Raw genomic sequence first — 12,090 nt, 5'->3', positions numbered from 1 at the left:
CATCATAAATTATGCGAGCTCGGCATCCCACTCGTACGGCGCGCAGACTCATCCATTTGCAGTTGCTCCGCACGATACTGACTCACGCGCTGCTGCTGACGTAGCCGTTCAGCGAGACGATCGAGCGTCCGACGCTCCTGCATCGCAATCTGCAACTCTTGCTGTTTCTGATGCCATTCTTCACGGCACCGACATTCAGCCTGATAGGCTTGCGTGAACAAGTCGGCTTCCGCATCACAGGTGACTTGCCATTCAAGAAACTCTTCTAACGCGATCCCGCTGCTGGCCTTAGCCACATACCGCTCAGCCGTCATCCGCGCCTGTGCGTCGAGGGCCTGACAGGCGGACTCTGCATCTTGAAGGTTCTGGCGAGCGTGAAGTAAATCCATACGCAACAGGTCTTCCACTTGTGCACGATAGCGTCGTACCGCATCGAGCTTCATGCGGTGCTCTTCACCAACGCGAGTAAGTCCTGAACCGACGCCCCCAGATCGGCCGGTTGCTCGATCTCCTGACGGAGAAAGGCATTGATCCCATCTTGTGCGGAAACGGCCCGGTCCAGGGCCTTGTTCGTCCCCGCCTTATAGGCACCCAACAGAATGAGATCTTCCGATTGTTGATAGCGGGCCATGAGTTCGACCATGGACCGGGCTGCAGAATAATGCTCGCGCCCCACGATGTCTTTCATCACCCGGCTCGTGCTGTTCAGCAGATCGATCGCCGGAAAATGGTTACGCGCGGCCATCTGCCGTGAGAGCACGATATGTCCATCGAGGATCGATCGCACGGTTTCGGCGATAGGATCGGATACCTCGTCGCCGTCCATCAGCACCGTATAGAGCCCGGTGATCGTGCCGGACCCGGGACCGGTCCCGACCCGCTCCAGGAGCTTTGGAAGAAACGTAAAGACCGACGGTGTATACCCCTTTGTCGTCGGCGGTTCGCCGATAGCGAGCCCCACCTCACGCTGGCTATGGGCTAACCGGGTCAGCGAGTCCATCATCAACAGGACCTGCTTTCCGCAATCGCGAAAATATTCCGCAATCGCCGTCGCAATCAATGCGCCGCGCAACCGCACCAGCGGAGGCTGATCCGACGTGGCCACAATGACGACCGACCGTTGGAGCGCGGCCGGCGTGAGGTCCCGTTCGAGGAATTCGTTCACTTCTCTGCCTCGTTCACCGATCAGAGCAATCACATTCACGTCGGCTCTGGTGTAGCGGCTCATCATGCCGAGCAAGACGCTCTTGCCCACGCCTGCACTGGCAAAGATCCCGATCTTTTGCCCCAGACCACACGTGAGACAGGCATTGATCGCCCGGACACCGAGATCCAGCGGTTGTGTAATACGCGCACGCTGAAGCGGGTTGAGAGGGGCCGCATGGAGCGGATAGTGACCCTCTGTCACCAGCGGACCCTTTCCATCGAGTGGTTCGCCAAGCCCATCCAGCACCCGACCGAGCAGTTGCGGACCGACCGGGACCGATGCGCAATGCCCTTTCATCAAGAGCCGGCTTCCAGGGCCGATCCCTCGCATCTCTCCGAGCGGCATCAAGAGGACACGATCACCGCGAAATCCAACGACCTCTGCGAGCACGGCCCCTTCTCCATCCTCGCGCGTCACCTCGCAGAGCTCTCCCACCGAAGTCATGGGGCCATACCCCTCGATCACAATTCCGACCGCCTGGGCCACACGGCCGGAGACGGCGAGCGGATCTGTCCGTTCAATCAGTTCAGCGAGATCCACCGCGCCCCCGTTTCTGTAACACCTCTCCGAGCCGCAGCAACTGCGCGTCCAGGGAGGCGTCGACTAATCGATTCGTTGTCGCGACGACACAACTGCCACGCGAGAGTGAGGCATCGCCTTCAATGTGCAGCACCAATGCCGTCTCTCGATCGCGATTCAACTCCGGCCGCGCGGCTTCAAGGACTGATACATCGGAAGGGTGCGTGCGGACCGTCACCACGCCTGATTCGCGAATTGTCGCCAAAGCGGCTTTCAGCTGCGCCCTCACGACATCCTGATGCTCAGCGATCGTGCCCCGTAAGATCCTGCTCACGAGACTAAACGCCAACGCGGTGACATCGGACTCCATCGTGCCGCTGAACGATCTCCAGACTTCTTCCAACTGCTGCACGGCATTGGCGAACAGCGTCTGCTCACGCCGGTGCGTGGCATCGTCGCGCACTGCGGCTCGACGTTCGCCCTCGGCAATCCCCCGGTCATAGTCGGACGGGCCGCTGGTCGTCACGAACTGATGGCCGGTCCCGAAATCGATCAATGACGGATTTTCCAACCGCACGCCACCCTCACGCACCACCGCCTGTTTCAATACGGCATTTTCTACCCGCAGGCGATAGAGTTCGAGGAGTCGTTTGACCGTCAGGAGCACCATGTCGCACTCGAAGGGTTTCATCAAAAATTCAGTCGCCCCGGCCTTCATCGCTTGAACGGCGAGATCGACCGTGGCATATCCCGTCATCACCACCCCGATCATGCGTGGATCGATCTTGGAGGCCTGCTGGAGCAGGGACAGGCCATCCTGGTCTGGCAATTTTACATCGGTGATCATCAACGAAGCCGGTGCGACCTTGAGCGCCGCGAGCGCTTCCCGCGCCGACCCGACCGCACGGATGCGATACCCATCCGATTGGAGTAATACGGTCAGTAACTTCTGGATCGACAGCTCATCGTCGACGATTAAGATGGACGTGTCACGTTGCCAGGTGGCACGTGCCGCAGGCTGGGACAGGGTGGATTCCACACTCAGAGGACTAGCCATCTACACCAGCGCCTCCCCAGCGCCTGAAACCACAATGCGGCCCTCTTCTTCCAACTTTCGGCAAACTTTAAGAATATTCTGTTGTGCCTTCTCCACATCCGCCACCTTTGCCGGTCCTCGAGCCTCCATATCCTCTTTCAACATTTCGGACGCGCGACTCGACATGTTTTTCAGGAACTTGTCCTTCACGTCAGGACTGGCCCCACGAAGCGCAACGGGCAGATCTTCCTTGCTGACTTCTTTCATCAGCTCTTGCATCCCGCGATCGTCAAGCTTGATCAGATCGTCGAACACGAACATCAAGGCGCGGATGGCATCGGCCAGGGTCTGGTTCCGCTCAGCAATCTTGGCCATAATGCCGCCCTCGGTCGCTTTATCCACCCGAGTGAGAATATCCGCGATCACCTTGGCTCCACCGACGGTCAAGGATTGGACACCAGAATTGGCAACCAAGAGGTCTTGGAGGGCACCGCTGAGTTCCTCGAGCACATCCGGCTGCACTTCCTCCATCGTCGCTAACCGATGGGCTACATCCGCCCGCAGTTCCACAGGCAAACCAGTGAGCACCTGCCCTGCCTGCTCTGGCTCCATATGGGCCATGATGAGGGAAATGGTTTGCGGGTGCTCAATCTTGAGCATTTGCGACACGGCCTTGGCATCCACCCACTTCAACGCATCGAGCCCCGGATAGACTCGGCTATTCATGGATTCAAGCAAACGGGCCGCTTTGTCAGGACCGAGTGCCTTCGTGAGGATGGTTTTGATGTAGTCTTTCCCCTGAAATGAGACATCGCCGGTCGCACTGGCTTTCTCAAAATCCCCCATGACACTCTGCTCTTCTTCCTTCGAGATATTGGCGGTATCGTTCATGAACGTGCCTAATTTTCTGATTTCCTTGGGGTCCAGGCTCTTCATCACCAACGCCGCCGCATCTTCACCGATCGCTCGCAGGAGAATCGCCGCTTTCTTTTCACCGGTTAATACCGTGGCCATTACAGCAATTCCCCTTTACTGATCAGTCTTCAACCATTGTTTGACAATGACAGCCGTCGCTTCAGGATTACTGCGTGCCATATCGATAAGTTGTGAGCGCGGTTTCCCCTCCAGGGCCGCTTCCACCTGACTGACCGAAGCAGGCAATGACGCGGTGGCACTCTGTTCTAACGCGGTTCCCGTCGATCCCAACATGCCCAACAACGGGCGCACGACCATGAACAGGATCAGGAGAAAGAGTAGCCCGCCGACCCCATAGCGAAGATAGGGCAAGAAGGGATTCGTCGCATCGGCCGCAGCCTCGATACCCTGAGTCGACGGCTCTTCAGTCGCGATGTCGAATTGCACATTCGTCACCTGGACTTGATCCTGGCGCTCAGCCGAATAACCCATTGCTTTTTTTACAATCTCCTCGATGCGCTTCATGTCCTCTTCAGACCGCGCGACATATTTCTTGACCTGGTCGGCTGCAGGCTTCCCATCTGGAGAGGCCTTGGCCCCTTCGTAAATGCCATCCACGAGCACCGCCACAGAGAGTTGCTTAATGTTGCCACTGGACTCCACGATACGGGACACGGTTCGGCTGATTTCGTAGTTCACGGTCTCGTTTTTGGTCTGATTACTGGTCGAGCTGGTCTGAGGCGGCTCTTGGTCGGTCCCGGGCGGCACATTCGATTGGACGCCTGGGACGCCACCGGATACGCCATTGACGCCATTCGATTTCTCCTGTCCTCGCTGTTCGCTCCGCACGACTTGGCCGTTCGGATCGTACCGCTCTTCCGTCGTTTCGATTTTACGGAAGTCGAGGGTGCTCGAGACGCGCACGACCGCTTTATTCTGTCCGACGATCCGCTCCAACATGGATTGGATACGCGTTTCGATGTCCTTCTCCACTGTCCGCTGGTACTCCAATTGCGTCCCGGTGAGCCCTGCTGCGTCATCGCTCCCGGCTGACGACGAGAGGAGACGTCCATGGCCATCCACCACGGTGACATCCTTGACTTGCAATCCCTCGACACTGCTCGATACCAGGTGAACGATCCCATTCACTTGCGTTTTGGCGAGCGTCTGTCCATTCCGCAACGACACCACAATTGAGGCTCGTGCACGGTTCTCTTCGGTGCCGAAGAGCCGCCGTTCAGGGGTCGCAAGATGCACGCGGGCCCGTTCGATCTCCGGCATTTGGGCAATAGTTCGAGCCAGTTCGCCTTGCAATGCGCGACGATAATTGAGTTTCTGCACAAAATCCGACATGCCGATCGACGAACGGTCGAAAATCTCAAACCCTACACCGCCCCCATGCGGGAGTCCCTGGGAGGCCAACTGCAAACGCAATTCATGCACTTGCGCGCTAGGAACCAAGATGGTTGTGCCCCCTCCGGTCGTCTCGTACGGCACCTTCGTTTCTTTCAGTTTATCCACAATCCCGGATGCATCCTCAGGGTTGAGGTTGGTAAATAACACCTGCAGGTCTGGTTGTTGTGTCCAGAGGGTCACGGCAATCAATCCGGCGATCGAGCCAGCGAGCGCAACCAGAATGATCAAGCGTTGATTGATGGAAAACTTTGACAACATAGGACCCTACTCCTCGCTACGCGACAGCTGGATTACATCTGCATCCGTTGAATTTCTTCATAGGCCGACACCAGCTTGTTCCGGATCTGCATCATCAGCTGGAAGGAGATATCCGCTTCCTGTAACGCGACCATCGTCCCATGCACGTTCTGCGACTGGCCGGTCATCAATGCATCTGTGGCCTGGCTGGCCTGCAGCTGAATATCGTTGGCCTTACTGATCGCATGCTGCAACGTATCCATAAATCCAGAGGCTGGGGTGCCGCCTGGACCCTGAGCCGCCGCGCCCAGCTCTCCAAATGACGGTGTCGGAATCGCAATCGGCTTGATCTGATCCATGACTACCTCCCGATCTCCAGGGCCTTATTCATCATGGCGCGAGTGGCATTAATCGCTTGCACGTTCGCTTCATACGAACGCGATGCACCGATCATATTCACCATTTCTTCCATGACATTGACATTCGGCATCTTGACGAACCCCTTTTTATCGGCGTCAGGATGGCGCGGATCATAAATCGCTTGACCCGGCTTTGAATCTTCATGCACGCGCAGCACCTTCACGCCGTCGAGCGCATGGGCGCCAGGCCCCGTCGCCACTTGCCGGAATGCGCGCTGAAACGGGCTGGTCACGGGCGTGGACTGAAAGACCACATCCCGTCGTTTATAGGGCCCTCCACCAGGCGTATGGGTCGACTGGGCATTCGCCAGATTGCTTGAAATCACATTCAGTCGACGGCGTTGTGCATCTAAAGCCGTGACGGACACTGCCATGCTGTCGGTCATTTCCATGATCGTTCCTCCAGGTTAGCGGCGAGAGGCGAGTGGCCGGAGGCAAGATGTCGTGCCAGTCTTTTCCTCTTGCCCCTCGCCGCGCGCCTCTCGCCGTTTGTGTTATCGCGCATCTCGGACCGCTCCCATCAACTGACGCAAGCGAATCGCCATGATCGCGGCAGCCCCGTTATATTGCATGGCGTTGTCGGACATCTTGGCCATTTCCAGCTCCATGTTTACTGAATTGGCATCCAACGGGAGGTCGCCGGCCGGCACATCACTGAGCTTTCCGACGACCCGCTGAAAGCCATCTCCCGGCGGACCGAAGTGTTTGCCCTGTGTCACCGCCAACGTCACCGGCCCTTGACCACGCTGCGCCGATTGAAGCGAGTCTCGAAAGTTGAAGTCGGTGGCACGATAACCTGGGGTTTCTTCGTTCGCGATATTCGAGGCGATGACCCGCTGCCTCGCATCCCGCAAATCCAAGGTGCGATGAACCAACTGCATGGTGCGATCAAAGATCGTCATGATGCGTCTCCTCTTGGCTCCGTCCAACAGATGTCGTCATCGGCATTAGTGCAATCGTGATGCCATCTTCAACCGGCAGAATCTGATAGCAACGACAGAGCCTGCTGGATCGTTTCGTCCAATACGTTTCCTGCCGATCGGCAGGAGTTGCCCAGGGGAACCTGTCCACTCCGGCCAATACCAATAGATCAAGCCGAGACGTGGCATGTGTCCCCCCGATACTCGCGAAGCTTGTTTCGCAAGGTTCGAATACTGATGCCCAATTCTTTCGCCGCATGTGTCCGATTCTCATGCACGCGAGCCAAGGTTTGAAAAATCAGTTCGCGCTCCATTTCCCACAACGAGCCGTTCACAGACGACTGGGGTACGGAAGGGACCGGCACAGAAACGGCTGGTTGAGCGCCGGCTTCTAATAATAAGTGGCTCGGGAGAATCGGCTCGTTCCCGGCTAACAACACGGCGCGCTCCATGACATTCTCTAACTCGCGCACATTCCCTTTCCATCGCCTCTCCTGAAGCATGGCATAGGCGGCCACCGACACCGCCGGTTGCGGAAGACCATTGCGTGCCGAAGAAACGGCCACGAAATGCCTCACGAGCAGCGGAATATCCGCAGGTCTTTCACGGAGTGGGGGCACGGTAATGGGGAAAACATTCAGCCGATAATACAAATCCTCTCGAAACCGCCCCTGCTCAACTTCGTGATACAGGGAACGGTTGGTCGTCGCAATCAGGCGGATGTTCACGGACACCGGCTCGCGCCCTCCGACTCGATCCACCTCTCGCTCCTGGATCACCCGCAGCAACTTGGCTTGCAAGCCCATGTTCATTTCGCTGATTTCGTCCAGCAACAGGGTGCCGGTATGCGCCATTTCGAACTTGCCGAGTTTCTTCATAATGGCCCCGGTAAAGGCGCCCCGCTCATGGCCGAAGAGTTCGCTCTCGAGGAGCCCGTCCGGTAATGCGGCACAATTCACGGCAATAAACGGGCGATGGGCACGTGGGCTGCGGCTGTGAATAAAGCGCGCCAAGAGCTCTTTTCCCGTACCGCTTTCCCCATGAATAAGGACGGTGGCCTGACTCGACGCCACTCCTTCAACGGTACTGAGTAGCCTGGCCATGCCAGGATCTTGTGTCAGGATCGACCGCTGATCGATCGGCACAGCAGGAGACAGCGAGGCATCCGCGCCGCGGGCTTTGAGATTGGCAATGACCCGCTCCAGCAAGTCGGTCGAGAACGGTTTGAGGATGTAATCGCTCGCCCCGTATTTCATCGCCTCCACGGCGGTTTCCACGGTCCCATAGGCGGTCATCAGCACCATCAAGGTCTGCGGCGAACGGCTTTTGATCTCCTTGATCAAATCGAGTCCACCAAGCCTCGGCATTTTCAAATCGGTGACCACTAACCAGGGTTTATACCGGCTGACCTGCTCGACGGCATCGGCGCCATCCATCGCACCCTGTACGTCGTAACCCAGCCGGCGAACAGACTCCATTAAAGCCATCCGCATGGAGGGATCATCGTCGACGATCAAAATTCGTTCAGCCTGTGCAGGAACATCCGTCACCGGAGATTCAGTATTGTTGTCGATCATGCCGAGGTCTCCTCTCCAACAAGCAGTCGTTCAGCGATCAACTCAGATTCGGGGTAGCCCTCAGAAAACGGCAAAACAGGCGATTTCTGTATCGGCAGAGGGCTCGCCGCATGATGGTTCGGAAGGGCGATGGTAAACGTGGTACCGCGTCCCTCCTCACTCTCGACGTCGATTCGGCCACGATGTCCCTCGACAATCGCATGGACAATGGCCAGACCTAACCCGGTGCCTTCATCCCTGGTGGTAAAGAAGGGATCGAAAACCCTCGAACGCTGCGCCGCCGGGATGCCGATACCCGTATCCGACACTGAGAGACAAATACCCGCTCCGCCGGATGTCGCCTCCGCAGTCGGTCGCGCCGACAACGTCAAGGTCCCACCGTTCGGCATGGCATGGATGCTGTTCAGGATCAAGTTGAGGAGCACTTGCTTCATCTGCCCGGCATCGCACCACATGTGGGAGGCTAATGGATTGACATCCAAACGAATATCCACTCTGGCGCCGGCGACGGCATGGGCGGCCAGGGTCAAGGCATTCAGCATCAGGGCTTCCGTCTCATGCCGTTCTCCATGGGAACAGTCTGGCTTGGTATAGAGCAGCAGGTTCGTCAAGAGACGATTCATCATGTGCACCGACGACGAGATGTGTTCGGCATATCCACGCAATGCCGGCGCATCATGTAAGTCACGGCGCAGCATCGACGCGAACAGTTCGATACTGCCGAGCGGATTCCGAATTTCATGGGCGATCCGCCCGACCATTTCACCCATAGCCGCGAGGCGATTGCGGCGTTGCAGGCGATCCTCCAGCTCTCGCATCGCCGTCACATCCTGAATCAATGCCAGGCTTCCAGCCTGGCGTCCATCGCTCGTCTGCAAGGCACGTTGAGAGAGAGACACGGCGGCACCCTGTTGCGTGGTCAGGGGATAGACGTCACCGTCCAAATGCGCATCTTTGAGACACGTGGCCAAGGAGCGTCCGATGATCTGCTCGTGGTCCAATCCAAGCAACTGTGTGCCGGCTTGGTTACAGCGCGTAATGGTGCCGGATTCATCCATGACGAGCAGACCGGTCGACAGGGACTCCACAATCGCCGTCAAATGCTCGCGCAACTCTTCATTGACCCGTAAATTCTTTCGCAGCGCCTCGTTACGATCGGCGAGTTCGATGTCGAGCTGCTCCAACCGGGACGTCAACGTCTGATAGGACTGTTGGAGCGTCGCCGCCGCATCATCGAAACTTCGAAAGGCTTCGTGCAGTAAATCGCTCTCCATCTGTACCGGAACAGGATGTCCATTCATCACATCATCCTCCTTCTTTGTCGGTGGTGACGCGGATACTGGCCTGTATCGCTTCCGCGGCTCGATACAGCAGCGGATCGCCAGTCCCTGCGCCGGGCGTCAGGACCGCGCGCACCGGACCATGTAACTTCTGTGTGGCGAGATTTCTGACGATCTGCAAGCGCGCCCATTCGGCCTGATCAGGCGCCGGGTTCGACGCCAGAATTTTTTGATACAGATCGACGGCCTGCTGATGTTTTTCCAGAGAGGTCAAGAGGTCCGCTAACAGGAGTCGATCCCCTTGCGACTGCATGAATTTATGGCGTGCCGCCTCTTCGAATGCCGCCACGGCCTCGACCGGTTGATGATCGGCGGCCAGCGTTCTTGCCAAGGCCAGTTGCATCCACCCTCGCTCCTGCGCCTTAGGGTGCGTCCGCAACCATTGCCGCATCAATCTGATCGCGCCGGGACGGTCGCCTTGCTCAAGCATCGCCGTGGTCAATTGCCGCAGCACCGGCATCGTCTGTGGGCTCTGCGGGTATTGCAGACGAAAATTCTCGAACACGTTCCGAGCAGCGGCATACATCCGCTGATCCACATAACTCTCGCCAAGACCGATAAGTGCCGCTTCGTGCAGCGACGCTGCTTTTCGATCCCGCACCAGCAATTGATAGAGGCGCGATGCCTGGCTGGAGAAGCCCAGCCGTCGATGGGAGTCCGCGACGGCCAACAAGGTCTTTGTCCCGGCATATGAATGCTCAGGCGCATGTCCGTGGTTGTAGAACAGAGCCACCGCCAAGACATCTTTCCCTGCTTTGAGTGCGGCTTCCAATTGTGGTTTCAAAATGCTGGTGAGATGACGTCCCGCCATCGGTGGCCATGGATCGTCTTGAATGGTGCCCGCCCGTCTTGCAACGTCTTGATAGACCTGGATGGCACGTAACGAATCGCCACGTAACTCGTAATGTTCTGCCAGATGGAACAGGGCTTCGCTCCCGAGAACATCTCCCTGATAGGTCTTGGCAATGTCCTGATACACCTTCACACTCTTGGAGGCGTTTACGAACTCGTCGACCTGGCTCACGTTCCCCTTATCGCTGTTCGACGTGGCTCCCTTCTCAAACTGGATAGGTCGTTCCTCCATCTGTGCCAGGCGCATACGAGCAACCACGGCGGCCGGCATGCCCACATACCGCTCTTGCGCGACGTGGTAGAATAGCTCCGCATAGGTCGACTGATTCTGCTGGCGGTGACTGTCGCCGATGCGCACGAGTGCCGCGCCGGCATACGGGCTCGCCGGATACAGATTAAACAGCAGGATGTCGACCGCACGGGCGCGCTGCCGCTCGTTCGTACCGGCGAGCACATCGCCATATTGTTGCAAATACTGCGGTTCGCTTTTGAGGAGATCCGGCCAGCGCTGATAGAGCATGTCGTAGAGGGGTTGGGCCTCTCGCTTGCGCTGGAGCGCATACAGGCTGTTGGCCAATCCCAAGGTCGAACGTCTGAGGACTCGATCGTCGCTCGTGCGTTTCCGAACCGACTCGAATGCCCGTTCCGCTTCTACCCAACGCTCGCGTGATTCAAGGATGACGCCCAAACTCAAGAGGGATCGGTCTGCATCCGCTCGAAGCGATACATGAGAGGCGGCATATTCATAGGCGATGATGGCCTCCTGCAACCATCCCATCTCGACATACAGATCCCCGATCCTCCAGAGTGCACGGGACGTATTCGGATCTTTCGGATACTGACGAGCTTGGGCTCGATATTGGAGGATGGCTTCGGACCGCCCGCGAGTCGTCGGATCTTCACGCAACGCGATCTCTGCAACAAATGCCTTGATCGCTGGCATCAGTCGGCTGCCAGGATCATGATTGATAAGCGTGGAGAATCCTTCGCGGGCCAGGGCATAGTCCCCATGCTTAAATGAGGCAATCGCCTCCTGGAACTGCAATGAGTTCGATCCTTCTGCAAGGTAGTCGTAGCGAGGCCCGTCATCTGGTAGCGTGAGCCCTGAGATCGCTGTAGGAGCAGTCTCCTGAACCGCTCCTGCCTGAAGAGGCAATGCCGCAGCGGAAGACGAGTGGCTCTCCGCTGCAGCAGCGGCGTCCAACGGGAAAGCCTGCGTGAGCAGGCAGGCGAGCAACCAATGGCAAGATGTCGTGATTTTCATAGACACATGACGGGTTCAGCAATTTCTGTGCCCTTTGTAATTTGTACCCAAATATTCATTCTGCGTGGGAAATACTGGCGATGGCTGCTGCGCCATCGTGAGGTTCGTCAAATCGTCAACGCATCATCCGTGAGATGGGTCAAATGATTGACGGACACAATCGCAACGAGGGAAGAGCAATTCATCAAGAATGATCCAAGCACAGTGCAACAGAGGCACAGCACAGTAGTTTTTCTCACCTCGGGACACCCACGTACTTCATTCGATTCCCGCTGGGAGACGATGCCGCACACTGATCATCCATGGATCAGATCTAGCAGGACAGGAAACGATACGGTGGTATCAGTGGATCACGGAAGGTGGACGCGTCGAGATGGCCACAGACTGG

At 57.4% G+C, this 12,090-nt stretch carries 11 protein-coding genes; all 11 read right to left on the bottom strand.

Annotated features, from left to right (window positions below; translation table 11 throughout):
* Positions 1 to 2: 2 nt before the first annotated feature.
* On the bottom strand, positions 3 to 443 hold the full coding sequence (locus tag Q8N00_13130; GenBank protein ID MDP2383734.1) for a flagellar FliJ family protein: 441 nt from the start codon (positions 441 to 443) through the stop codon (positions 3 to 5).
* Positions 440 to 1,747 carry a FliI/YscN family ATPase gene (locus Q8N00_13125; GenBank protein MDP2383733.1) on the bottom strand — a complete coding sequence of 436 codons (1,308 nt, stop codon included), beginning with the start codon at positions 1,745 to 1,747 and terminating at the stop codon, positions 440 to 442. The genes Q8N00_13130 and Q8N00_13125 overlap by 4 nt, the downstream gene beginning before the upstream one ends.
* Positions 1,734 to 2,783 carry a response regulator gene (locus Q8N00_13120; protein MDP2383732.1) on the bottom strand — a complete coding sequence of 350 codons (1,050 nt, stop codon included), beginning with the start codon at positions 2,781 to 2,783 and terminating at the stop codon, positions 1,734 to 1,736. Before Q8N00_13120 ends, Q8N00_13125 begins: the two co-directional genes overlap by 14 nt.
* The gene (fliG, locus tag Q8N00_13115) at positions 2,784 to 3,776 is read right to left on the bottom strand and encodes a flagellar motor switch protein FliG (GenBank protein ID MDP2383731.1); all 993 of its coding nucleotides are present in this window, start codon (positions 3,774 to 3,776) and stop codon (positions 2,784 to 2,786) included.
* 15 nt (positions 3,777 to 3,791) lie between these two features.
* On the bottom strand, positions 3,792 to 5,351 hold the full coding sequence (gene fliF, locus Q8N00_13110; protein ID MDP2383730.1) for a flagellar basal-body MS-ring/collar protein FliF: 1,560 nt from the start codon (positions 5,349 to 5,351) through the stop codon (positions 3,792 to 3,794).
* Positions 5,352 to 5,383: 32 nt separating this feature from the next.
* Positions 5,384 to 5,689, bottom strand: a complete 306-nt coding sequence (gene fliE / locus Q8N00_13105) for a flagellar hook-basal body complex protein FliE (protein ID MDP2383729.1) — start codon at positions 5,687 to 5,689, stop codon at positions 5,384 to 5,386.
* 2 nt (positions 5,690 to 5,691) lie between these two features.
* Entirely contained in the window at positions 5,692 to 6,141 is a 450-nt protein-coding gene (flgC, locus tag Q8N00_13100; GenBank protein MDP2383728.1) for a flagellar basal body rod protein FlgC, read from the bottom strand.
* Positions 6,142 to 6,243: 102 nt separating this feature from the next.
* Complete coding sequence (gene flgB / locus Q8N00_13095; protein MDP2383727.1) at positions 6,244 to 6,651, bottom strand: flagellar basal body rod protein FlgB; 408 nt, start codon at positions 6,649 to 6,651, stop codon at positions 6,244 to 6,246.
* A 188-nt stretch (positions 6,652 to 6,839) separates the two neighbouring features.
* Positions 6,840 to 8,246 (bottom strand): sigma-54 dependent transcriptional regulator, encoded by a 1,407-nt coding sequence (locus tag Q8N00_13090; protein ID MDP2383726.1) that lies wholly within the window; start codon positions 8,244 to 8,246, stop codon positions 6,840 to 6,842.
* Complete coding sequence (locus Q8N00_13085; protein MDP2383725.1) at positions 8,243 to 9,547, bottom strand: ATP-binding protein; 1,305 nt, start codon at positions 9,545 to 9,547, stop codon at positions 8,243 to 8,245. Before Q8N00_13085 ends, Q8N00_13090 begins: the two co-directional genes overlap by 4 nt.
* Positions 9,548 to 9,551: 4 nt before the next feature.
* Entirely contained in the window at positions 9,552 to 11,702 is a 2,151-nt protein-coding gene (locus tag Q8N00_13080) for a tetratricopeptide repeat protein (GenBank protein MDP2383724.1), read from the bottom strand.
* Between the last annotated feature and the right edge of the window lie 388 nt (positions 11,703 to 12,090).

It is taken from the genome of Nitrospirota bacterium, assembly GCA_030684575.1.
Taxonomy (GTDB): domain Bacteria; phylum Nitrospirota; class Nitrospiria; order Nitrospirales; family Nitrospiraceae; genus Palsa-1315.
The sequence above is the reverse complement of the archived record's forward strand: the minus strand, read 5'-3'. Positions and strand labels throughout refer to the sequence as shown.

Bases quoted from the DNA above. Each gene is read 5' to 3' on its own strand.
- fliF (MDP2383730.1), bottom strand. From the start codon at position 5,351: ATGTTGTCAAAGTTTTCCATCAATCAACGCTTGATCATTCTGGTTGCG.
- Q8N00_13130 (MDP2383734.1), bottom strand. From the start codon at position 443: ATGAAGCTCGATGCGGTACGACGCTATCGTGCACAAGTGGAAGACCTG.
- fliE (MDP2383729.1), bottom strand. From the start codon at position 5,689: ATGGATCAGATCAAGCCGATTGCGATTCCGACACCGTCATTTGGAGAG.
- Q8N00_13120 (MDP2383732.1), bottom strand. From the start codon at position 2,783: ATGGCTAGTCCTCTGAGTGTGGAATCCACCCTGTCCCAGCCTGCGGCA.
- Q8N00_13080 (MDP2383724.1), bottom strand. From the start codon at position 11,702: ATGAAAATCACGACATCTTGCCATTGGTTGCTCGCCTGCCTGCTCACG.
- Q8N00_13090 (MDP2383726.1), bottom strand. From the start codon at position 8,246: ATGATCGACAACAATACTGAATCTCCGGTGACGGATGTTCCTGCACAG.
- fliG (MDP2383731.1), bottom strand. From the start codon at position 3,776: ATGGCCACGGTATTAACCGGTGAAAAGAAAGCGGCGATTCTCCTGCGA.
- flgB (MDP2383727.1), bottom strand. From the start codon at position 6,651: ATGACGATCTTTGATCGCACCATGCAGTTGGTTCATCGCACCTTGGAT.
- Q8N00_13085 (MDP2383725.1), bottom strand. From the start codon at position 9,547: ATGAATGGACATCCTGTTCCGGTACAGATGGAGAGCGATTTACTGCAC.
- flgC (MDP2383728.1), bottom strand. From the start codon at position 6,141: ATGGAAATGACCGACAGCATGGCAGTGTCCGTCACGGCTTTAGATGCA.